The 22,357-nt window shown below is 34.5% G+C and carries 21 protein-coding genes; 8 read left to right on the top strand and 13 right to left on the bottom strand.

Annotated features, from left to right (window positions below; genetic code table 11):
- Positions 1 to 1,038, top strand: a complete 1,038-nt coding sequence (locus A8L32_RS04400; protein ID WP_066627979.1) for a sensor histidine kinase — start codon at positions 1 to 3, stop codon at positions 1,036 to 1,038.
- Entirely contained in the window at positions 1,031 to 1,801 is a 771-nt protein-coding gene (locus A8L32_RS04395) for a LytR/AlgR family response regulator transcription factor (RefSeq protein ID WP_066627977.1), read from the top strand. Before A8L32_RS04400 ends, A8L32_RS04395 begins: the two co-directional genes overlap by 8 nt.
- Before the next feature lie 455 nt (positions 1,802 to 2,256).
- Here the strand turns inward: A8L32_RS04395 and A8L32_RS04390 are convergent, their stop codons facing one another.
- The 4 genes from A8L32_RS04390 to A8L32_RS04375 form a co-directional block, all read right to left on the bottom strand.
- Positions 2,257 to 3,006 (bottom strand): LytR/AlgR family response regulator transcription factor, encoded by a 750-nt coding sequence (locus tag A8L32_RS04390; RefSeq protein WP_066627974.1) that lies wholly within the window; start codon positions 3,004 to 3,006, stop codon positions 2,257 to 2,259.
- A gap of 6 nt (positions 3,007 to 3,012) precedes the next feature.
- Complete coding sequence (locus A8L32_RS04385) at positions 3,013 to 4,050, bottom strand: sensor histidine kinase (RefSeq protein ID WP_066627971.1); 1,038 nt, start codon at positions 4,048 to 4,050, stop codon at positions 3,013 to 3,015.
- 137 nt (positions 4,051 to 4,187) lie between these two features.
- Positions 4,188 to 4,829: a hypothetical protein gene (locus tag A8L32_RS04380; protein WP_066627960.1), complete on the bottom strand. Its 642-nt coding sequence runs from the start codon at positions 4,827 to 4,829 to the stop codon at positions 4,188 to 4,190.
- A gap of 24 nt (positions 4,830 to 4,853) precedes the next feature.
- Complete coding sequence (locus tag A8L32_RS04375; protein ID WP_066627957.1) at positions 4,854 to 5,171, bottom strand: antibiotic biosynthesis monooxygenase family protein; 318 nt, start codon at positions 5,169 to 5,171, stop codon at positions 4,854 to 4,856.
- Positions 5,172 to 5,365: 194 nt separating this feature from the next.
- On the opposite strand from A8L32_RS04375, the gene A8L32_RS04370 reads away from it, so the two are divergent.
- Positions 5,366 to 6,472 carry a methyl-accepting chemotaxis protein gene (locus A8L32_RS04370; protein WP_066627954.1) on the top strand — a complete coding sequence of 369 codons (1,107 nt, stop codon included), beginning with the start codon at positions 5,366 to 5,368 and terminating at the stop codon, positions 6,470 to 6,472.
- Between the two features lie 105 nt (positions 6,473 to 6,577).
- Here A8L32_RS04370 and A8L32_RS04365 read toward each other — a convergent pair whose 3' ends face one another.
- Both A8L32_RS04365 and A8L32_RS04360 read right to left on the bottom strand, forming a co-directional pair.
- Positions 6,578 to 7,462, bottom strand: coding sequence for a YncE family protein (locus A8L32_RS04365; RefSeq protein ID WP_066627951.1), 885 nt, complete (start codon positions 7,460 to 7,462; stop codon positions 6,578 to 6,580).
- 58 nt (positions 7,463 to 7,520) lie between these two features.
- Positions 7,521 to 8,087, bottom strand: coding sequence for a cysteine hydrolase family protein (locus A8L32_RS04360; RefSeq protein ID WP_066627948.1), 567 nt, complete (start codon positions 8,085 to 8,087; stop codon positions 7,521 to 7,523).
- Positions 8,088 to 8,226: 139 nt separating this feature from the next.
- Between A8L32_RS04360 and A8L32_RS04355 the strand changes: the two genes are divergently transcribed.
- The 3 genes from A8L32_RS04355 to A8L32_RS04345 all read left to right on the top strand — a co-directional run bounded on the left by A8L32_RS04355 (position 8,227) and on the right by A8L32_RS04345 (position 13,553).
- On the top strand, positions 8,227 to 9,570 hold the full coding sequence (locus tag A8L32_RS04355; RefSeq protein ID WP_066627945.1) for a DUF1800 domain-containing protein: 1,344 nt from the start codon (positions 8,227 to 8,229) through the stop codon (positions 9,568 to 9,570).
- Between the two features lie 36 nt (positions 9,571 to 9,606).
- Positions 9,607 to 10,776, top strand: coding sequence for a DUF1501 domain-containing protein (locus A8L32_RS04350; protein WP_066627942.1), 1,170 nt, complete (start codon positions 9,607 to 9,609; stop codon positions 10,774 to 10,776).
- Between the two features lie 212 nt (positions 10,777 to 10,988).
- A complete protein-coding gene (locus tag A8L32_RS04345) occupies positions 10,989 to 13,553 on the top strand; it encodes a M1 family metallopeptidase (protein ID WP_066627935.1) in 2,565 nt (854 codons plus the stop codon).
- A 132-nt stretch (positions 13,554 to 13,685) separates the two neighbouring features.
- Here A8L32_RS04345 and mgrA read toward each other — a convergent pair whose 3' ends face one another.
- Both mgrA and A8L32_RS04335 read right to left on the bottom strand, forming a co-directional pair.
- Positions 13,686 to 14,681 carry an L-glyceraldehyde 3-phosphate reductase gene (gene mgrA / locus A8L32_RS04340; protein ID WP_066627932.1) on the bottom strand — a complete coding sequence of 332 codons (996 nt, stop codon included), beginning with the start codon at positions 14,679 to 14,681 and terminating at the stop codon, positions 13,686 to 13,688.
- Between the two features lie 121 nt (positions 14,682 to 14,802).
- Entirely contained in the window at positions 14,803 to 16,077 is a 1,275-nt protein-coding gene (locus A8L32_RS04335) for a M64 family metallopeptidase (RefSeq protein ID WP_066627929.1), read from the bottom strand.
- A gap of 69 nt (positions 16,078 to 16,146) precedes the next feature.
- Here A8L32_RS04335 and A8L32_RS04330 point away from each other — a divergent pair, with 69 nt between their 5' ends.
- Both A8L32_RS04330 and A8L32_RS04325 read left to right on the top strand, forming a co-directional pair.
- The gene (locus tag A8L32_RS04330; RefSeq protein ID WP_083631180.1) at positions 16,147 to 17,439 is read left to right on the top strand and encodes a mechanosensitive ion channel family protein; all 1,293 of its coding nucleotides are present in this window, start codon (positions 16,147 to 16,149) and stop codon (positions 17,437 to 17,439) included.
- A gap of 156 nt (positions 17,440 to 17,595) precedes the next feature.
- A complete protein-coding gene (locus tag A8L32_RS04325) occupies positions 17,596 to 18,057 on the top strand; it encodes an Lrp/AsnC ligand binding domain-containing protein (protein WP_066627926.1) in 462 nt (153 codons plus the stop codon).
- A 62-nt stretch (positions 18,058 to 18,119) separates the two neighbouring features.
- Here the strand turns inward: A8L32_RS04325 and A8L32_RS04320 are convergent, their stop codons facing one another.
- The 5 genes from A8L32_RS04320 to yaaA form a co-directional block, all read right to left on the bottom strand.
- Positions 18,120 to 18,686: a hypothetical protein gene (locus A8L32_RS04320; protein WP_066627924.1), complete on the bottom strand. Its 567-nt coding sequence runs from the start codon at positions 18,684 to 18,686 to the stop codon at positions 18,120 to 18,122.
- A gap of 12 nt (positions 18,687 to 18,698) precedes the next feature.
- Complete coding sequence (locus A8L32_RS04315) at positions 18,699 to 19,610, bottom strand: bifunctional metallophosphatase/5'-nucleotidase (protein ID WP_143525017.1); 912 nt, start codon at positions 19,608 to 19,610, stop codon at positions 18,699 to 18,701.
- 11 nt (positions 19,611 to 19,621) lie between these two features.
- Positions 19,622 to 20,383 (bottom strand): 5'-nucleotidase C-terminal domain-containing protein, encoded by a 762-nt coding sequence (locus A8L32_RS04310; RefSeq protein WP_066627920.1) that lies wholly within the window; start codon positions 20,381 to 20,383, stop codon positions 19,622 to 19,624.
- Positions 20,384 to 20,520: 137 nt separating this feature from the next.
- Positions 20,521 to 21,234: a hypothetical protein gene (locus tag A8L32_RS04305; RefSeq protein WP_066627917.1), complete on the bottom strand. Its 714-nt coding sequence runs from the start codon at positions 21,232 to 21,234 to the stop codon at positions 20,521 to 20,523.
- 115 nt (positions 21,235 to 21,349) lie between these two features.
- A complete protein-coding gene (gene yaaA / locus A8L32_RS04300) occupies positions 21,350 to 22,120 on the bottom strand; it encodes a peroxide stress protein YaaA (RefSeq protein ID WP_066627914.1) in 771 nt (256 codons plus the stop codon).
- Between the last annotated feature and the right edge of the window lie 237 nt (positions 22,121 to 22,357).

Genomic DNA, 22,357 nt, shown 5'->3' with positions numbered 1-22,357 from the left:
ATGATACCTAATAGAGGAAAAGTAATATTCATCCCATTAATTACCATCTTAATTATGGTAACTTCTATTTTGCTGATGCTATTTTTTGGCTACAGAACAATTGAAGAAGTACAAGAAATTATAGCCACTCGTATGGGATGGGCTTTATTAAACGCAGCAGTAACGGTTACAGTTTTTTACTTTGCAGTGAGCTGGTTTAATAAAAAAGTAGACTGGAACGATAAGTGGAGTCTGCGTTTACTCATGGATGCAGGTTTAGTTTTAGTGCATGCCTCTTTAGGAATATGGGGTATTAATTATTTGTCAAGCTGTGGCCATTTTGGTTCAGAACACGAACATAGCAGAGATTTTCTGTATGTAGTACCGCTTATGATGGACACACTGTTTCTGGTACTTATTGAGCTAATCATGGGTATGGAAGAAAGAAATAAGTTGGCCATTCAGGTAGCTCATCTCGAAAAAGAACAGATAAATGCCAAATACAGTGCCTTAAAAACCCAGCTCGATCACCATTTTTTATTCAATAACCTGAGTGTACTATCTGGTATTATTTATGAAGATGTAGAAAAAGCCGACAAATTCATTCAGCGTTTCTCTCAGGTATACCGTTATGTTTTATCCATCAACAAACGCGATTTAGTGAGTTTGGAAGAAGAGGTTGAATTTATCAAGAGTTACCTTCAATTATACAAATTTAGGTTTGAGGAAGGATTTGCTTACGAGATAGACATAGCCACTGAAAAAATGGATATGATGATAGCTCCATTAACTTTGCAAGTGTTAGTTGAAAATGCGATTAAACACAATGTGGTAGCACGCAATCAACCACTGAGTATAAAAATTTATAGTGAAGACAATTGTTTAATTGTAAGTAACAACTTGCAACAAAGAGACCTCTCTGATATTGACTCAACCAATACAGGACAAACCAATATCATGGAGAAATATGAGCTACTAAACTATACGATACCTGTTATTAAAAACGACGGCACATCATACTCTGTAAAAATAACCTTAATACCTCCAAGCCATGGTTAAAGTACTAATTGTAGAAGACGAAATGCCATCGGCACGAAAGCTTAATGCGCTCATAGGCATTATTGCTCCCGAATTTGAGGTGGTTGAAATATTGGATTCGGTACAGGAAACGGTGCAGTTTTTAAACAACAACAAAGTAGACCTTATCTTTTTAGATATTCATTTGGCAGATGGTAACAGCTTTACCATTTTTGAACAGATACAGGTAGAAACACCCATCATTTTCACCACTGCTTTTAATCAATATGCCATAGATGCTTTTCAACAGGTGAGTGTTGACTACTTACTAAAACCCATTGAAAAAGAGCGATTAGAACAGGCGATTGGCAAATACAAGAAGATTCACCTCAATAGCCAAGCTTCTACGGTGGTGGATTATCAACAAATCAATCAGATCATATCGCAGTCTTTAAATAAACCTGAATATCAGGAGCGTTTTATGGTGCATTTTAGAGATAAAATTAAAACCATAAAAGTGGATGATATAGCTTCTTTTTATGCGGAGAATAAATCGGTGTTTATTACCACATTCGATGGTCACTCCTACGACCTACCTAATACATTGGAGCAGTTAGAGGAAAAGCTAAACCCCAAGTATTTTTTCAGAGCCAATAGAAAATGTATTGTACAAATTAAAGCGGTTAAGGATGCCGTGGTGTATTCCAAAAACAAACTCAAGCTAAATATAGAACCTCCGCTACCTTTTGATGCCATTATATCTGCAGAGAAATCTCCTAAGTTTAAACAGTGGTTAAGCAAATAAAAAAGGAGAAGGGAACAGGAAAAAAGGAGAAAGGTTAAATGAAGAAAGGTGCTTTTGCTTCGTTGGAGCAATGATTTGCATTGCATTAGTTACCCAGAGCGTTGCACTGGGCTAGTGCTATAAGTCCGTTGGACTTTTTAGTATTTCAATTCAGAAACCCGATTTACATTTTTTACATTCCCCCAACCAATAATTGATGGATATTATTAACATTGCTGCACATCTGCCCCAACGGGGCTATAGCAACAGCGTGGGGCATCGCCCTACGAAAATAAACATCTTGATATTCTGCTCCAAAGGAGCTAGAGCTAGTCCTCACTCAATTACAAATTGGAGTAATTATTTACATTGACTTGTATATCCAGAACAATGAGGTGGAATTTTGTAATAAGTCCGTTGGACTTAAAAAACTCACAACTAGCAACTAAACACTTTTAACTAGATACTTTAAACTCTTACCTGTCCATCCATTTTTTAAAGGCATTCACTCTTTCGCGGCTAACTAATACAGGTTCTGAGTTATGTCCGTTCATCATTTCAAGTTTTAGCCTGTTAGAAGAGTAAATCACAATATCTTTGATGGCATAAAAATTCACCATCATATTTCGATTGATTCTAAAGAATAAATTTTCATCTAACATACCTTCAACCTTCTCCAATGAATAATCAATCGCATAATTTTTATCCTTACCCACTTGGATAAAAGTGCAACGCTCCTCAATATAAATACAGTTAATCTGGTTTACATCAACAGATTTAAAGTGCTCTCCTACCTTAATTAAAAATCGTTCTTTTCGTTTGGGCTGAAGTTGCTTGAGCACTTCTTGTAATTTAGCTTGGGTATCGTCTTTATGTAATAACCTGTATTTATTTATCGCCTGTTTAAGTTCATCTTCATCCACTGGTTTTAGCAGATAATCCACACTATTTACTTTAAAGGCTTGCAAGGTATACTCATGATAGGCCGTGGTAAAAATAATAGGTTTGGATATCTCACAGTTCTCAAAAATCTCGAAACATACACCATCCGATAACTGGATATCCATAAATATTAAGTCGGGATGCTGATTATTATTTAGCCAGGTAGTGGCCTCCTGAACGGAAGCCAACACCTTAACCAAATGAATCGTTTCATCTATACCTTTTAGCATTCGCTCTAACTTAAGCGCTGCAGGCATTTCATCTTCTATTATTAATATATTCATGTACTCCTAATCTTTATTTTCTACAGGCAACATCACTAAAAACTTTTGATTGTCTTCCTTAATGATTAATTGCTTCTCCGTTGTTAAAGAAACTCTCTCCTTTAAATTCTGCAAACCCGTTTTCATCGAATTCTCCAGAATATCTTTACGTTGAAGGGTATTTTCTACACCTATGTATTCATCCTTAACAAACAGCCAAATATGTAATGGCTTATCAGTAGTAGCCTGATTATGCTTTATGGCGTTTTCAACCAATAACTGAACAGATACAGGTATGACTTTCCATTTTTCGGGATTTTCAATATTTATCTCCATCGAGATATTACCTTGGTTACGCTGTAACTGCAAATCGAAATACTGCTTTACAAAATCAAGTTCCCGCTCTAAACTAATCCAATCATTGTTTTCGTTTTCGAGTATATAACGATACACCTTTGAAAGTTTCTGAATAAATAAGTCTGACTTCTGGGCATCTACATGAACCAATTCGCTAAGCGTATTTAAGCTATTAAATAAAAAATGAGGATTCACCTGAGCCTTCAATGTATTGTATTTATACTTTAAGTTTTCTTCGTTAAGTTTTTGCTCTTTTTTGTTGGCTTTATTCCACATGATATAAAAAAAGGCCACGGTAAAAAACAACAACCACGATAAAAAATTTCCATTTGCAAAAGACAGTTCGTACTTAAATAAATTGTGCCAAAAGGTAGACATATCGCGCCCATGATAAATATACATTACCCAAACACCAATGCTTACACTTACATTGGCAATTAAAAAAGCCACGACATAATATATAAATAAGGCAGGTAAAATAATTTTACTTAAACGTTTTTTATTGTATTGAGCAAAACGCCTTACCATATACATGGTTAAATAACCTACTCCCAACGAAACAGAAAGAATGATAAAAAAAGTAGAAATCATATTAGGATGCAGTATGCTACCCAATTGTTTATACTTCATCCCTATTGCTGCCAACATGCAGAACATGATCATTCCAATGTGATATCGCCACCAAAATTTTGCGCTAATCTTTTCCATAGTTTATTTCTTTAAAGTTAATAATAACCCAAAGTAAATCCTTACTAAAGGTGATATGAAAAGATAATTGCAGAGTCGTTTTAATAGTGGGCTGAACTGAATAATGAAATGGCGGAATGGATTTGAAGCAATTAGCGTTAGTACTTGTGTTCTGTATATAGCAAATTAAGTTCTGCAACCTCCAACTTATCGCCAAACTTAGTTTTTAATCTATCTATCAAAAGCTTTGTATTTTCGCACTCTCTTTTATTATTGATACAATCATACACGTAACTTCTTGTATATGCCAAAGCTACACGATAATCATCTTTTTCGGAATCATAAATTTGTTTAAAGTAATACTTGGCGTAATAATATTTCTCCTGAGATAAGCACTCATAACCATGATTCAAAAAATAAACAATCAACTCCTCTCTTTCCTCCTCGTTTTCTTCTTTTATCTTTAAAAGCATAGCTTCCTTCTCCTCTAATTCTCTAGTATGTATCTCTCTATATTTATCATCAACCTTACCTAAAAATGAAACCCCCAAGTACGAAACAACCAATACAACCACTAAAATTATTACAGTATTAATTCTTCTTTGACGAATTGCTTTCGCTCTAATTCGTTCTTTTATTTTAAGTAAATCCGCGTTAGATGGTTCTTTAAATTTTAAGGCTTTTCCTATCCTAAAGCGAGAATCCTTTTTTTGATCCTTAAAAGTTTTTCTTTGCGATAACAACTTTCTATTGTTCTTCATCGAACTAATCATCGCTGCTACTGATCCTCCAAAACTCATATATTAGTTTAAATAGGTGGTTAGTTATTGTTCAAATCCGTAATCCATCTCAACACGAGCTATTCTTGTTTTATAACTACTATACCAAATGTTTCGTCCTTTCTCTCTGGCTTTTACATGCTCTACATGGTGTTTCCAATTTTTTATAGATTCTAAACTTTTCCAATACGAAACAGTTATACCTAGCTCGTTACGTGCACTTTCTGCTCCCAAGAATCCATCCTGACTTTGAGCCAACTCTAACATATAATCTGCCATTTCTGCATAACCTTCATCTACCTCCGTTCTAACAGAAGTAAAAATAACCACATAGTAGGGAGGCTTAGGTGTCTGTGCAATCATATTATTTTTTTAAATCATTATTATAGATGAAAACTATGCTGCTAAATTTATAAAATATTGACAATTATTAATGGTCATTTGTACAATACTTCGAAACCTTAGTCCGAATGAACCGTTGTAGTAGAAAATACGCTTAGTGAGTAATAGTAGCATTTGATCAGTTGATCGTTCACAAAAATTAAAATACACGCATAATGTCTGACATACTTATATTTGGAGCATTTTTATTAGGTTCCTTACCTTTTTCTATTCTATTAATCAATTGGATTTTCAAAAAATCAATTTTAGGCACCATACTTAAACTAACCATGTATTTGGTATATTACACTAGTATTGTTTCTTACATTGTTGGTCATACAGAACTGGTGCATATGGCTTGGTCGTTTCCTACGGCCTTTGCGGTAGGTATTGTGGTGTTTATTATCATCAATAAAAAACTTAAGGTACCATTAGAAGAAAGTATAGCACAACTGCAGAAAATATCTAATGGACATTTAAATAACGAAATAAAAGAGCAAAAGCAGCAGAGCGAATTGGGTATTCTGAATAAATCTATTATTCAACTCAATAAAAACCTGCAGGACATTGTTAATGATGTAAAGGATAGTGCTCACTTTTTAAATAATAGTGGTCAATCGTTAAATAAAAACTCACAACAACTGGCTCAAAACAGCAACGAACAAGCAGCTTCTGTAGAAGAAATATCATCTACTATGGAAGAGATTTCTGCTAACATTGAGCAAAACACCTTTAATAGTAATCAGGCCAAAGATTTAGCTACTTCTTCATCGGGTGTGATGAATGAAACACAAGGAACAGTATCTGAAAGCAATAACTCCATTAAAACCATTGCCGAAAAAATAAAAGTGATTTCTGAGATATCGCAACAAACAAATATACTGGCCTTAAATGCGGCTGTTGAGGCTTCTAGAGCTGGAGAGGCAGGAAGAGGTTTTGCTGTTGTAGCCAATGAGGTTAGGGTGTTGGCCGATAGAAGTAGCGAAGCCGCTAAGGAAATTTCTGACTTGGTATTAGAAAGCGTGGAGAAATCGGATATCTCCACCGAGCAATTAAATAATGTACTACCTGAAATTGATAAAACAGCCAGTTTAGTGCAAGAAATTGCTGCAGCAAGTACTGAGCAAAATAACGGAGTATCACAGGTTAATGAGGCCTTACAACAATTGAACAATGTAACACAACTTAATTCAACTACCGCAGATAAATTATCGGATAGCGCTAAAACCTTATTAGGAGGGGCAGAAAAACTAAGTTCTTCATTACAATTTTTTAAGCTGTAGAAATCAAGATTGAACTAGAAGGTTTATAAATATATTACCTTCTTTTAGTTTGGTACTTCCCCTTATCTTCAATGGGTAAAGGGAAGAGCCATTAACACCTTGTTTTTATTTAAAAACTAACCTATAAGCCATTACGCGATTATGGAAAAAGGTAGGAACCAATAATAAATTCTGATCTGCAATAAAATCAATATCGGCAGCATTAATTCCCTGTTCTCTGGTATCAAGCAATAAAGTCTTACTCCAATCTTTAGCATAAATATAAAATACTCGTCCTTTCCAATCCGAGGTAATAAAATCACCGTTAGGTAACTTCACAATTCCATCGCCATGACCAAGCTCTGTTGTTAATACATTTGTACTGCCATCATCCAGATTACATAAACCAAAATCACCAGCTGCAGAAGTTAAATAATACATACCCTCTTCTTTGGATAAAAGTCCATTCAATCTACCAAATTCCTTGGTCACTACGGTATCCAATTTTTCGTTTTGTATGGCATAAATGCTCCCGCTTGCCGATCCCGAAACATAAACAACACCCTCTTTGGAGACCGTAATATCATTTAAAGCTGGATCATCCTCTACTGGGTAAGTATTTACTATTTCTCTGGCTGCCATATCAATCTCCACTACCCTATTAATATCATTTACATAGAATTTATTACCCACAATACCCGACCCTTTGGGGCCACTCATCCCTTCCATCCATTTTAGTTCCAGAATATTTCCTAAAGTATCCATGGTAGAAACAAATCCATTATGATCAATTTCCCATGGAGACGCATTTACATTGGACACATAAATGATTCCTGATTCTTTATGATAAAGCACCGATTCGCAAGTCGTCATTAAACTATCGCTCTCCCATACCAGTTCAAGCTGAGGTTTTAACTCTACTTCCGCTTTCTTTTTTTGCTTTGCTTTACTGGCGCATGAGCTTAATAAAGCTGCAACACAAATCAGGGTAATTAAATAAGTCGTTTTCATGATGGATGATATTAGGTTTAAAATTTAGGTATTAATCAATATAAATTCTCCGTTAAAGTTATAACAATTCCAATAACTTATCCTTACTTAAAACAGTGGCAAATTCTTCGTTTAAACTAGCTAAAGCAGTTAAGTGAATCGTTTCTGCATCGTATAATTCTCCATTAATCCCTTTGCGAGGAAAAGTGGCCGTGGCATCAGAAACTACATAAGTCTCGTATCCATAATTACCTGCCATACGAGTTGTAGTTGATATACAATGATTAGTTGTTAAGCCTACGATTACTAATGTAGTAATACCTGCAGCATCCAAATGCTCCTTTAGTTTAGTACCGATAAATGCACTATTTACATTTTTTACCATCTCCACTTCGCCATAAATAGGAGCCGTTTCGGGCATAAAAGCAAAACCAGAATAGGATGCGTGCAACTTAGAAACGGGCGTATCCGAACTATGGCGTATATGATAAACGGGCAAACTTAAAGCTCTCCACCTTTCAAGTATCTGAGCACATATTTTTTCTGCGTTGGGGTTGTTTCTTTTTCCTCCCCAATAATCCTCCTCTTTAAATCCTTCTTGCAAATCAATTAGCAATAAAGCAGCCTTTTTATCCACCAAACTCATAGTATTCTTTTTAAATCCAATCAAATCTACAAAACAATCACTTATTCTTCAATGAATCAGCACATTTTAAATCGTACTCATTAAACTTTTCTAACTTTCAGCAGTCCTATTAATACACCTGCTTTAATTACGTTAGCATATGGAACTAAAAGAATATTGTCATCTACTCAAAAGAGCCACCATTGCGGTAAAGCCCGAACAACTGAATAAACTTCCTAGCAATAGAAAGTCAGCGCTAGATAATATATTTAAAAAGGCCAGTACTGTTAAGCCTTTAAATATTGAGCATCAGAAATGGAATAATGTAGTTTATAAGGATCTTTCTGCACAACAACGTAAACAATTAAATAAGTATAACCGAGAAAAACTAATTGAATACAACAAAGCTTGGTTCGCCAGAATGTGTGATGAAGCCGATAATTTAAGAGAGCGCATGGTATTATTCTGGGCTAACCACTTTGTGGTGATGAGCAAATCGATAGCTCCTGCAGAATCGTTTAATAATAGTTTGCGCAACCATGCCTTGGGCAATTTTAAAGAACTAACGATAGCAGTGGCTAAGGAAGCTGCTATGATACAATACCTCGACAATAATAAAAATAAAAAGCAAGCACCCAACGAGAATTTTGCTCGCGAATTAATGGAGCTTTTTACGCTTGGTCGTGATGTTTTGTATACCGAAAAAGATATTAAAGAAGCTGCAAAAGCATTTACTGGATGGCGATCGAACAGAGAAGGCGATTTTATTTTTGCTCAACGCCAGCACGACGATAGCGAAAAATCCTTTTTAGGAAAGCAAGGTAATTTTAAAGGTGAAGATATTATTGACATCATCCTTGAAAACAAAGAATGCGCCCACTTTATCTGTAAAGAAGTATATCGAGAATTTGTCAACGAGAATATTAACACAAGGCATGTAAATGAATTGACCGATGTTTTTTATCAGACTTATGACATCGAAAAATTGATGCGATACCTATTTATGCAAGATTGGTTTTATGATGAAGTAAACATGGCCAATAAGGTAAAATCGCCCATTGAGCTTTTGGTTTCTATACATCAGCTGTTTCCCTTTGAGATGGAAAACGAAAAGCAGTTTCTATATTTTCAACGAAGTTTGGGACAAATTTTATTATACCCTCCTAATGTTGCTGGTTGGCCCGGTGGTTTAAATTGGATTGACAGCAATACATTAATGCTTCGTTTACGTTTGCCTTCGCTTATCGTTAACAAAGGGATGATTGACACCCAAGCTAGTGAAGAACAGGTGAGCATGATGCAAAAAAGAAAAGTGAATAATAAATTGAAAATTAATGTAGATGAAAGTCAACTGTCTGCGCTAAAAAAGATGGATACTATCAAACTTGAAATCCTGCTATTTGGAAAAACTCCACATGCAGAAGTTAAAGCTTTGTTTCAAGATAAAAATCAGAAAGAACGAATAGTAAAAATGTTGTCGGTACCCGATTTTCAAATGTGTTAAACCGTTTTTTTAGTTATTGATTTTAGATTAAGTGTTATGGATAGAAGAGCATTTTTAAAGCATAGTGTAGTCGCTAGTTCAGCGCTTATGGTTCCTCAGTTTTTGCAAGGCATTAACCAAAGTGATGTAAGTTTTAATGGCAAGCGATTAATTGTTGTTCAGTTAGCTGGTGGCAACGATGGGCTTAATACCATTGTCCCTTATCGCAATGATATTTACTATAAACAACGTCCTACAATAAGCATAAAACCCAGCGAAGTATTAGGGATAAATAGTGAGCTTGGAATGCATCCTTCCTTAAAAAACACAGCTTCACTTTTCGAAAATGGAGAGATGACTATTTTTAACCAGGTAGGCTATCCTAATCAAAACAAATCGCATTTTAGAGCTACCGATATTTGGTTAACTGCTAGCGATGCGAATAAATATTACTCCTCGGGATGGCTAGGGAAATATCTGGATGCGGAATGTAATGCACCCCATTCTGCCATAGAAATTGGAACCAGCATGTCTTTGGCCTTAAAAGGAAAAAAGGGATTAGGAATGGCCTTTACCAATCCTGCAGAACTAAAACGGGTTGGTAATACCTCTTTTTTTAATGCTCTAAACAAAGTAAACCATCAAGGTAATGAAACCTTGGGTTATTTGTACAAAACCTTTAACAACACAAAATCATCAACCGATTATTTATTCGATAAATATAAAACCTACAAAACAAACGTTGATTACCCCAATTCAGAACTGGCTCGTTCCTTAAAAACCATTGCTTCATTGATTGGTTCTGGTGTTGAAACACCCGTATATTATGCATCGATGAGTGGATTTGATACCCATAGCAATCAGCAAAACAAGCAAAAGCAACTACTGAGCACCTTGGATAGTTCTCTTTCTTCCTTGGTGAAAGATTTAAAACAAACTGGAAACTATGAAAATACACTCATTCTTGTCTTTTCTGAATTTGGCCGACGTATCAACGAAAATGGTAGTAAAGGAACAGACCATGGTAAGGCCAATAATGTTTGGTTGCTTGGTGGCAATTTAAATAAACCGGGCTTTGCCAACAACACTACCAATTTAAACTTGCAAGACGAAAAAGACCTGCTCCACACCTTAGATTTTAGAGAAATATATTCTTCAATTCTTAAAAACTGGTTGGGGAGTAATCAAGCTATTATTGAAGGAAAGTTTAAAAGTTTTAAGGTGTAAGATCGTAATATTAAAAGAATAAGGCCAAAACTAAGCCATAAATGGGATTAGTTAAGAATAGAGGAAGTAAATAGGTTTATTTATTATATTTGAACGTCGACTTAAAAGATGAATCATTAAACTTGTACAACCAGAGCAATTTAATTGAGCACACGGGTGCCTTAATAAAATTAGTATTGCTTATCCATTTTTTTTGCTAATTCTAAACATAGATGAAACATATTCAACTTGCCTTTATCCTAGTAATAATATTACTCAGCGCTTGTAAAGAAGAAACACCAAGATCTTTAAAAAAAGGAGTTTCCTGGGAGTTAGCACAGGAGCGATTCAAAGATATATCAGATATTAAATACAAACTTGAACTAACCATTCCTGATTCCTTAAAAGGAAATATTCAAGGCGTAGCAGATATTCAGCTCATAAAAAAGAGTGCCATAACACCTTTAATTCTTGATTTTGCCAGTTCTCCCAAGCTTATTAAAGAAGTGATGGTGAACGATAGCAAAGCATTTTTTTCTCTTGAAAATGAGCATTTGGTGATACCCCATCGTTTTTTATCGGAAGGAAATAATCGTATTGAAATAAAATTTACTCTAGGAAATGCCGCTTTAAATAGAAATGAGGATTATATGTATTCGCTGTTTGTTCCTGCCAGGGCTCGCACAGCCATTCCTTGTTTTGATCAACCTGATTTAAAAGCAGAATTCTCCGTTTCAGTTAACTTACCCGAGGAGTATAATGCCATCACAAACGGTCAGCTTATCTATAACGAAAAGTTATCTGACAACAGAAAACTATTGAGCTTCCAAACATCAAAACCCATTAGTTCCTATTTGTGGGCTTTTACGGTTGGTAAGTTTAATAAACTAACAACCTCGCTTAATGGAAGAAAGATTTCTATTTACCATATGGAAAAAGATTCGAGTAAGGTTAAACGGAATGCATCACAGGTTTTTCAGCAAGTATTTCATTCTATCGATTGGCTGGAAGATTTCACCGAAGTCGAGTTTCCTTTTGGTAAATATGACCTAGTTTGTATTCCATCTTTTCAGTTTGCAGGCATGGAACACCCAGGAGCCATTTACTATCGTTCTGAATTATTATTCTTAAACGAAACCCCTACTCAAAAACAACTACTCCGAAGAGCTCAATTGCTTGCCCACGAAACTGCCCATATGTGGTTTGGCGATTTGGTTACCATGAAATGGTTTAGCGGCGTATGGCAAAAGGAAGTATTTGCCAATTTTATTGCCGATAAAATAGTGGAAGAACAATTCCCGCATTTAAACCATAAACTAACTTTTTTAAGCGCTCATTTTCCTGCCTCATATAGCGTTGACAGAACCATTGGAGCTAACTCGATACAACAAAAGTTAGATAATTTAAGCGACGCAGGTTCTATGTACGGAAGCATTATCTATCACAAGGCTCCTATTATGATGAACCAGTTGGAAAGTTTATTGGGAGAAGATAATTTAAAGCATGGACTTTCTTCCTACCTAAAAAAATACGCTTACCAAAATGCCACTTGGGATGATTTAATGATGATTTTAAATGATTTATCTGAATACGATTTGGCTTTATGGAGCAACACTTGGGTAAACGAACCTGGCAGACCCGTTATTGAATTTGTTCAACAAGAGGAAAAACTCAACATAATTCAAAAACCAGAATATAGCCATTCGAGCAAGGTTTGGGCACAAAGAATAAACTATAGTAGAATAACTGATTCGAATATAATTACTGAAGAAGTTGAGCTCTTATCTAAAAAAACAAGCTTGGGAGGTATTGAAAAACAAGCAGACTTTATTCTCCCAACTGTGGACCAAGCAGGATATGGCCTGTTTTTAATGAATACACCCTCATTGCAATATGCTTTAAATAATTTACATCTTTTGCAGGATGAGCTCTGCCGTGGTGCTACACTAATCCAGCTATACGAAAACTTTTTACACGGTAATATTCATCCAGAACAATATCTTAAAATGTTACATCAAGAGATAACATATGAAGAGAATGAGCAGATTTTAAGGTTGGCCTGTAATCAGTTAAATAGCATTTTTTGGAGATGTACTACCTCAAAACTTAGAAATAGCTTTGCAGAGAATTTAGAAGATACCTTTATGGATAGATTGAACGAAACCAGGTCTTCAATTAGCCTAAAAAAGTTACTTTTTAATAATTACGTACATATAGTTTCGAGTCCTTCAGGTTTAAAAAAATTGAACCAAGTAATAAAAAGAAAAAAAGTAGGGGACGTTAAACTATCGGAAAGAGAATTAGAATCGGCAGTATACCAACTTGCTCTAAAAGATGATCGTTTTGACAATACAGATATTGCTCAATTCGCTCACAAATTGGATGATGAAGACCTGAAGAACAGAATGATTTTCGTCAGTCAAGTTTTTTCGGCTAACTCCAATGAAATTAATTTATTTGTAGAAAGTCTGAATAAGTTAGAAAATCGCAGAAAAGAAAATTGGGTATTGAGTGCGGTTTATTATCTGCATCATCCATACCACGAAGAACGTAATCTGAAATACTTAGAGGGTGCCCTCAAGCTGACTGAAACGATAAAAGAAACAGGTGATATTTTCTTTCCGATTGGCTGGCTCAACAATACACTAAATGGATACAATTCTGTTCATGCACTGCAGATTGTTGATTACTTTTTCAAAGACAATCCTGCTTTCCCCGAGGATTTAAAGATGAAAACTTTGCAATCGAGCGATATGGTTTCAAGAAGCAGAATGATTAAAGAGAAGTATTTGAATTGATTAGTTTCATAGTCTATAAGTCCATACTGATTATTTCCAAAATCATCCACAAAAAACTAAAGCCCTTCTCCTTATTAACATGAATAAAGAGAAGAGCTTTAAATTCTTGTACAAAGAACTTATAGTCTTGATTTATTTAATCGTTTTTAAGATACCTTCAATCTTATCCAGTTCATCAGACTGAAATTTTAGGTTATTTAGACTATTAATACTGTCGTTTAACTGACGTACAGAACTTGCTCCAACTAATACCGACGTTACTCTATCATCCTTTAACAACCAAGCAATAGCCATTTGAGCTAAGGATTGATTCCTATTCTGAGCAATCTCATTTAAATCTTTAATGGCATCTAACTTTTGCGTAGTCAAATGCTCTTCTTTTAGAAAATGATTGCGAGTCATTCTCGACCCTTCGGGCACACCCTTAATATATTTGTTAGTCAATAGACCTTGTGCTAATGGAGAAAAAGCTATTAGCCCCATCCCTCTCTTATCCACCACATCTAGCAACTCGTCTTCCACCCAACGGTCTAACATACTATAGCGAGCCTGATGAATTAAACAAGGCGTTCCTAATTCCCTTAGGATAGATTCAGCTTCGCGAGTTTTATCGGCTGGGTAGTTAGAGATTCCCGCATATAAGGCTTTCCCTTGACGGACGGCATGATCTAAGGCCATCATTGTTTCCTCTAGCGGCGTTTCAGGATCAAAACGGTGCGAATAAAAAACATCCACATATTCTAAATCCATTCTCTTTAAACTTTGATCTAAACTTGAAATCAAGTTTTTTCTAGATCCCCACTCACCGTATGGACCTGGCCACATATAATATCCCGCCTTAGTCGAAATTAGCATCTCATCGCGATAAGCTTTTAAATGCTTATTAAAAACTGACCCAAAATTTTCTTCAGCACTACCTGGTTCTGGTCCGTAATTATTAGCTAAATCAAAATGCGTTATTCCTTTATCAAAAGCCTCAAAAATAATGGCTTTCCCATTTTCATAAACATCAACTGATCCGAAATTATGCCATAAACCCAATGAGATGGCTGGCAACTTTATTCCACTCCTACCACAGCGTTGGTAAAGCATTTCTTCGTATCGTTCCTTATTTGCCTGGTGTTGCATATTTCAATTACTTTATTTTTTTTATTAACAATGTATATTTTAATGTAGATTCTGATTCACTCTCCTCATATTTACTTTCCAAATATCAGAGTTTTTACGAATCAAGCAAAAACAATTTTACTTAGTCTGTTAAAAACAAAATCATTTCCTCAATAGCCTTTTGACAAACAGGGCAAAACTCATCTGCTTCATTGGATTTCATTCTACAATCGTAAGTTGGTCGATAAATGCCCTTGGCAGAATAACCTCCACCTTCAAAAACGCCCACTTTATCTAAATATTTTTCTTTGGCAGGTGTTGGAATAGGGGTTGATTTAGATATCATACCTTTCCACTTAGCCTCGAAATTTATAAGCGTAGTTAAATTAGGCTGCCAAGGCTCTATTTCCTGATTAAAATACTCGCTATAACTCACTTCCGAAGTATAATATTCATCTCCCAATCCTGCGAAAGCATGTCCAAATTCATGAATAAAAACAGTCAACGACCTACTATTATCAATAGATGTTAGTGAGAAGTGATTATAAATTCCACCTCCACCATATTTATCGGTATTTGCTATTACATAAATCTGATCGTAGGGAACCAAGGCTGCATAATCTCTAATTAAAAATGTATGGGTGCTTTCAAGGTATCTATCAGAATTAAGCGTATTAAAGCTCGACTTCAAAGCTGTATCTTTCCAAACATCTTTTCTTGGATCTGTTACACCTGACTCCGCAGATACGGCGTCCACAGCCCAAAAATTAAATTTATTCTGATAACGATCAAAAGGACTCTGGGTAATCATGTAATCATACATTCGTTGAATATCCTGATGAAACTTGTCCATTTCATAATCTGCATATCCTTCTCCGATAAAAGCTATATCAACACATTCATCTTTATTTCCATTATCTATCAATTTATGAGTCTTAACGCCATTTAATTTTCCCTTTACGATAGAGTATGCCCTAGGATCGATGGAGGTATTCAATAAATTATAAAACTGTCCATTTCTTTTTCGTCGCTCAATAGATACAACCACTTCTTTTTTAGGGAAAGGCACTGTTACCGTTTGAAAAAAGCTCTTATCCATTCTTTTAGCTTCATCCGTTGTTTGCCATTCTTCAAATAAGGTACAAAACCCACGAGTGTATATCACTGTACTGTCTAACTTATCTAAAAGAGAAATTTTAAACTCGCCATAATTTAATGAGTCTATGGTTTTATGCAAGGAGCCGCCATAAAACCGCTCTTTTTTTAATTCAAAAATGGAAGCCTTCGATTCTTGGGCATTACCACTTAATACAAAATCAATTCTTAAACTACCATTTTGAAAGTAACTTTTGAATTGCGCATCGCTATCTATCTGAACGATAAGAAAAAATAAAAGAAATAGTACAAATTGCTTCATGTGGAAAAAAATTAACTTGTATTTTTGCATTCATTACAATGTACAACTTATAGGTTAAAAAACTATTCTATGCCTGAAAACATTAACACAACCACACTCAACACAGAAAGTTTAGCGAGTTCTTTTCAAGCTTTATTAAAGAAGGCTAATTTAGGTGAAGATGCTATTGCTTACATACAAGTAGCTACATTCTCTATAATTGCCATCATATTAGCCAAAGTAGGGCACTATTTTGCCAAAAAATATTTGGTTAAAACGATTGAGCGTGTGATGGAAAAAACCAAATCACAATATGACGATTTTTACGTAAAACGAAAACTAATAAAAAGAGCAGCCTTATTGGTTCCTGCTATTATTATTTATGCGTTTATAGATATTATTTTTACACCCTACCCCACTATCTATACCATATTAAATAGTACCATATCCTCCTATTTTATCATAGTAATATTGTTAATGGTTGATTCCTTTTTAAAGGCTACTCAAGATATATACGACACACAACCTTACGGAAAAGATCGTCCGATAAAAGGTTATGTTCAAGGCATACAATTGATGATAACTTTAGTGGGAATCCTGATTATTGTCTCTATAATATTTGACATTAAACTCACGGCTATATTTACAGGTTTAGGAGCGATAGCTGCTGTATTAATTTTGGTGTTTAAAGATACTATTTTAGGATTTGTGGCTAGTATTCAACTATCGGCCAACAACATGGTTAAACCTGGCGATTGGATTGTTATGCCTTCAAGAAATACGGATGGCTCTGTTTTGGAGATTACTTTAAACACGGTTAAAATACAAAACTGGGATAAAACAATTTCTACAGTTCCCACCTATGCATTAGTGAGCGAAAGCTTTACCAACTGGAAAGGGATGGAGGAATCGGGCGGTAGAAGAATAAAGCGCTCTATTAACATAGATATGAAGAGTGTGAAATTTTGCTCACCTGAGATGATTTCTAAATACAAAAAGGTAAAGTTTCTACAAGATTACATTGAAGATAAACTAGATGAGCTAGATGAATACAACAAACAATTTGACATTGACGAATCATCAGCTATAAATGGTCGTAACTTAACTAATCTGGGGATTTTCAGAAAGTATTTAGAAAGCTACTTAAGACATCACCCAAAAATCCATAAGGGAATGACATTTTTGGTACGTCACCTTCAGCCCAATGAAAAAGGGCTTCCTATAGAAATATATGTATTTAGTAACGATCAGGCTTGGGCTAATTACGAGAGTATTCAGGCCGATATCTTCGATCATATTTTAGCTGTATTGCCAGAATTTGGACTAAGCGTATTCCAATTTCCAACAGAACAAAATGTTCAAAATGCCTACATGAGCGAATAATGCTTATAATTTATAAGCTACACCTAAAAAATGGTAACATATTTAAAATAAACATGACAAATACTATTGAATATTAGTCCTCAAATTTATACTTTTGTTCCATATTATTAGTAAATAAGCAATTATCATTACAATTTATAACCCTAGTAGGATAAAATGGATAACCAACAAATTGATAGTTTAGATAAAAAAATATTATCTCTTATCACTAAAAATGCCCGAATCCCTTTTTTGGAGGTAGCCCGAGAATGTAAAGTTTCTGGAGCTGCTATTCACCAAAGAATTCAGCGTTTAATGAATTTAGAGGTAATTAAAGGGTCTGAATTTATTATTAATCCAGCTAAAATTGGATATCATACCTGTGCATTTATGGGTATATTTCTGAAAAAAGCAAGCTTATTTGACAAGGTGGTTGAGATGTTAAAAGATATCCCTCAGATTGTTGAGTGTCACTATACCACGGGTCAGTATGCCATTTTCATTAAGATTTATGCACGTAACAATGAAGATTTAAAACGTATGCTACACGACAGACTGCAATCTATCACGGGTATATCTTCAACAGAGACAATCATATCTCTTGAAGAAACATTTAAACGTCAATTACCGATAGATTAAAAGAAATATTACGATATAAAAAAACTCCGATTACTTACATGAAGTAATCGGAGTTTTTTATTTTATAATGCCCACTCGCTCGAAATTATTTTCTTTAATGGAGGAACATATTGTTTAAAGCGTTGTATCAGTAAATTTATAATGGGATCTGTTTTTACTATCTCCAAGCAGTTATCTGTATCAATATCCCACAAGGTCTTTTTTTCATACTTAGTATTAGTAGACGACAGCAATAAATGTGGTAATATGGTAGAGGTGGCTTTTATCTCTGGCTCATCCGGCTTAATAACACCCTTAGAAACTAAAAAAGGATGTATCTCAAAGAAATTATATGTATTGTCTCCTAGGTATAAATTCAGAGATAACTTTTCTACCAGTGGAACTTGAAAGTAAAAATTAAATACTTCATTAGGATCCGTTACATGCATAGATATAAAATTATTATGCATGTTATTAGGAGTAAAATGAATCTTCCAATTCAAAGACTCATATTCCGCAAACTGCTCTTTCAAACCTAACCAAAATAAGGTTCTAGGCCATACCACCAAATTAAAGTGGTCGTTCCAGTCATTTTCTGTTTTTAGTTTAATTAAGTTATCTAAAGATAAATCTACGATAGGTATTTTCATATAAATAGATCATTATAATTGTGCATTAAAAGCTAAATTCCCAGAAGTATCAGAAGTATCAAACGTGAAATCTAATCTGCCCAAATTAATACCTCCCCAACCTGTTTGATTAACAATAACTGCATTACCCTCCTTATTATTAAGGATAGTAGGCTGATCTAGAAATGTATGGGTATGGCCACCTAATAGTACATCTATGTACTTTGTATTTTTAGCCGTTTTAATATCACTAAAATAATCTTGTTTATACTCATAACCTAAATGGGATAGGGCTATGACTAAATTACATTTTTCTTTTTCCTTTAAATATTGAGCGACCTTTTCTCCTTCTACAACAGGGTCTAAACAATCTACCCCTTTATAATTCACTGGAGTTACAAGTCCATTTAGCTGAATCCCTAATCCAATAACACCAATTTTAATTGGCCCTTTTTTAAATATCTTATAAGGTTGTGTCAATCCATCTAGAGCTGAATTATTTAGCTTGTAGTTACTACATAAAAATGGAAAATTAGATTTGCTTATTTGATTAGCCAACTCATCAATACCATTATCAAACTCATGGTTACCAATGGTACCTGCATCGTACCCCATCTCACCCATTAATTTAATATCCAGTTCTCCCTTATAAAAATTAAAGTAAGGCGTTCCTTGAAATATATCTCCAGAATCTAATAAAAGTACATGCTCCTCTTCTCTCCTCACCTGCTTTATTAATGCAAAGCGACGCGCAAACCCACCTTGACCTGGATATTTAGCATGATTATCTGGAAATGGTTCTATATGGCTATGTACATCGTTGGTATGCAATATAGTTACTTTAACCTTTCCTCCATTTCCAACTTTACATGATGGTATCGTTAGCATTCCTGCTGCAGACCCGAATGCTATAGTTTTTAAAAACTTTCTTCTATTGTTTATCACAACCCACGATTTTAATTGAAAATAATTCTACCTTCCACATTGGCATCCACATCCAAATCCTTATCACTTAAATCCTGTATTTCTTCAATGATTGCTTCTCGTAGTTTCATATTAATCTTCCTTTTAAACGATGCATTCATAATCATATGATAATGATCTCCTCCATTCGCCAAATAGTCAGATGTAGCTAAAAAATAATTCTTCTTAGGATCAATCGCTTTATTATCTAACAATACTTCCCTCAATTTAGTTCCGTCATAAACAACAGAAGCTCCTGCAATTCCATCACCTTCACTAGTCCCTAAGTATTTAAATAAGGATAAGATACTATCTCCCGGTAAAGCCAATAAAACAATTTCATTTTCAAAAGGCATCACTTCAAAAATATTGCGAATCGTAATATCTCCCAAGGGTATAGGTGCCCTAAGTCCCTTTATATTCATTAGTGACACAACAGGAATTGAATCCATCTTATGCTGAATTAAATAAGCTTGGGCTTGATGTTGAATTACATCCGAAACAAAATTAGAAAGAGGGCTTTCCGGTTTATCAGCCAATAATTCCTTTTTACTACGTCCAATAATCGTATTCATTTTAGCATCAATATCTGCTTTATAAGGAGCAACCTTCTCCATCATACCGCTATCTGTAGCTGTAGTAGCATCTATTAAGATATTTGACCCTTCTTGATAAGTGACTTTATGCTCTTTTTGCTGACAGGCAACTAGGCCAATTAATAAGCCAATAAAGAGAATATATTTATTTAAATCCATTATGTTACTTTTAATAGAATTTGCAAAACACAAACATACTACACACATCAATAAAATCAAACAATTTTAAGTTACCATCTTGTTAATTTTACACTAGACCAATTGGTATAAAAAAAGCTCCTATTAGGAGCTTCATACTATTTAATCTGTTCAAGATATGTTTGTTTTGCCTTCCGCAGTAATTCTATATCTATTTTAGGATTGTATATTCTAATCATATCCTCGATTTCAAAATTACTATGGAAATGACCTAATGCTGCATCGAAAAAACTACCCGACCAATTATACTTTACTTTATTAGTTAATTCCTCAAACTCGGCCCATTTAACAAACCTAGGTAAACAAATATAACCATGATCTTTTTCCACATCATCCAAAAACAAACCTTCCTCTACTTCATTTAATCTAAAGAACTTTTTTAAACGAATAACTCCTGTAGATTCAATCTTTTTAGAAGGCTTTCTCTTAAATTTAATTCCCTCGTCCAGAAATGCAGTTTGTAAAGCTTTTATCTGATCATACTTCTGCAGGTGCCTAATTCTGATAACATGATATGTTTTATTATAAATGGTAACAGTTCCTGCATCCGCATGAAAATCTGAAGGGAAATATTCCTTTATATTTTGTCGCGCACGTGTTACCTGCTCCAAGGTGTATAGCTGATCCACCACCAAGTAAATATATAATGGTGTTGAGTCTTGGGGAGATTCACTATAATAATTAAAAAAACCAGGGAATGGTTCAGGCGCTTCCAACACAAAGGTATTAGGTAGTATTTTTTCTTCCATGGTAACCAGCTGTTCTGCTTTTAACAGGTTACCATATCTTTCAACAATTAAATTCTTTTCCATGGTAAATATCTTTAAGATTTAGGTATTTTCTGTCGTAATAAGTTACGAAAAAACTTTAATAAATCAATAAACTACCTTTATATCTGAATTTAATCCTCCGTCAATATGATAGGAATTAATGATCTCTTGTAAATACAGGAGTACTCTTCTTAGAAAGTTGATTGTTGTAATAATAACCATCTAAATCAAATGCTTTGATTTCCTCTGGATCCTGAATTCTATTTTTTACAATGAAACGAGTCATTAAACCCCTGGCTTTTTTTGCATAAAAACTTATCATCTTATATTCTCCATTTTTAAGGTCCCTAAACTCAGGCGTGATAATAGGTACCTTCAGCCGTTTTTTATTGATAGACTTAAAATATTCACTGGAAGCTAAATTAATAATCACCTTATGCTTATTATCTTGAATATCTGAATTTAAAAGTTCTGTAATTTTATCACCCCAGAATTGATATAAATTCTTAGCCTTCTGCACAGGCAGTTTGCTGCCCATCTCTAAACGATATGGTAAAATTAAATCCAATGGGCGCAATAAGCCGTACAGCCCAGATAAGATGCGTAATTTACTTTGAATGTAAGTTACGTCACCTTCATCTAAAGAATAGGCATCCAAGCCCGTATAAACATCCCCTTTAAATGCAAATAAAGCCTGACGTCCTAATTCTTGATTAAATGGATACTTCCATTCCTTAAAGCGTATAAAATTTAATTCAGCTAGCTTATCGCTAATTTTCATAAGAGACGAAAGCTCCTCTTTACTTAAAGTATTTAGTTTATCCACTAACACTTTGGGTTCTTCAGTAAATCTATAGTCGGAGCTTTGTTGAAATGGTATTGAAGTTTCAAAATCCAAGGATTTTGCAGGTGATATAATTAATTGCATAAGTTTTTCAATTTTAAACACAAAGTTAAAGAAATGGTTTATTCTAGCCCAAATTATAGTCGTAAGAGATTCTAAACAGCTTCGTAATAAAGTAAGGCCATTTACATATCAAACTCAGACCAAACTCACATATCTGTGAGTTTGGTCTGAGTTTGGTGTAAGTTTCATTTGAATCACTCTCGCAGCTGTCACGCATCAGTATAAAAGAGATACCTAGTAATGTTTGTGCGTGATCCG

The sequence above is a fragment of the Labilibacter marinus genome (assembly GCF_001659685.2).
Classification (GTDB): domain Bacteria; phylum Bacteroidota; class Bacteroidia; order Bacteroidales; family Marinilabiliaceae; genus Saccharicrinis; species Saccharicrinis marinus.
This window is presented reverse-complemented; position numbering and strand designations above follow the sequence as displayed.

Coding starts and splice junctions, on each gene's coding strand:
- A8L32_RS04400 (WP_066627979.1), top strand. CDS start 1: ATGATACCTAATAGAGGAAAAGTAATATTCATCCCATTAATTACCATC.
- A8L32_RS04395 (WP_066627977.1), top strand. CDS start 1,031: ATGGTTAAAGTACTAATTGTAGAAGACGAAATGCCATCGGCACGAAAG.
- A8L32_RS04390 (WP_066627974.1), bottom strand. CDS start 3,006: ATGAATATATTAATAATAGAAGATGAAATGCCTGCAGCGCTTAAGTTA.
- A8L32_RS04385 (WP_066627971.1), bottom strand. CDS start 4,050: ATGGAAAAGATTAGCGCAAAATTTTGGTGGCGATATCACATTGGAATG.
- A8L32_RS04380 (WP_066627960.1), bottom strand. CDS start 4,829: ATGAGTTTTGGAGGATCAGTAGCAGCGATGATTAGTTCGATGAAGAAC.
- A8L32_RS04375 (WP_066627957.1), bottom strand. CDS start 5,171: ATGATTGCACAGACACCTAAGCCTCCCTACTATGTGGTTATTTTTACT.
- A8L32_RS04370 (WP_066627954.1), top strand. CDS start 5,366: ATGTCTGACATACTTATATTTGGAGCATTTTTATTAGGTTCCTTACCT.
- A8L32_RS04365 (WP_066627951.1), bottom strand. CDS start 7,462: ATGAAAACGACTTATTTAATTACCCTGATTTGTGTTGCAGCTTTATTA.
- A8L32_RS04360 (WP_066627948.1), bottom strand. CDS start 8,087: ATGAGTTTGGTGGATAAAAAGGCTGCTTTATTGCTAATTGATTTGCAA.
- A8L32_RS04355 (WP_066627945.1), top strand. CDS start 8,227: ATGGAACTAAAAGAATATTGTCATCTACTCAAAAGAGCCACCATTGCG.
- A8L32_RS04350 (WP_066627942.1), top strand. CDS start 9,607: ATGGATAGAAGAGCATTTTTAAAGCATAGTGTAGTCGCTAGTTCAGCG.
- A8L32_RS04345 (WP_066627935.1), top strand. CDS start 10,989: ATGAAACATATTCAACTTGCCTTTATCCTAGTAATAATATTACTCAGC.
- mgrA (WP_066627932.1), bottom strand. CDS start 14,681: ATGCAACACCAGGCAAATAAGGAACGATACGAAGAAATGCTTTACCAA.
- A8L32_RS04335 (WP_066627929.1), bottom strand. CDS start 16,077: ATGAAGCAATTTGTACTATTTCTTTTATTTTTTCTTATCGTTCAGATA.
- A8L32_RS04330 (WP_083631180.1), top strand. CDS start 16,147: ATGCCTGAAAACATTAACACAACCACACTCAACACAGAAAGTTTAGCG.
- A8L32_RS04325 (WP_066627926.1), top strand. CDS start 17,596: ATGGATAACCAACAAATTGATAGTTTAGATAAAAAAATATTATCTCTT.
- A8L32_RS04320 (WP_066627924.1), bottom strand. CDS start 18,686: ATGAAAATACCTATCGTAGATTTATCTTTAGATAACTTAATTAAACTA.
- A8L32_RS04310 (WP_066627920.1), bottom strand. CDS start 20,383: ATGGATTTAAATAAATATATTCTCTTTATTGGCTTATTAATTGGCCTA.
- A8L32_RS04305 (WP_066627917.1), bottom strand. CDS start 21,234: ATGGAAAAGAATTTAATTGTTGAAAGATATGGTAACCTGTTAAAAGCA.
- yaaA (WP_066627914.1), bottom strand. CDS start 22,120: ATGCAATTAATTATATCACCTGCAAAATCCTTGGATTTTGAAACTTCA.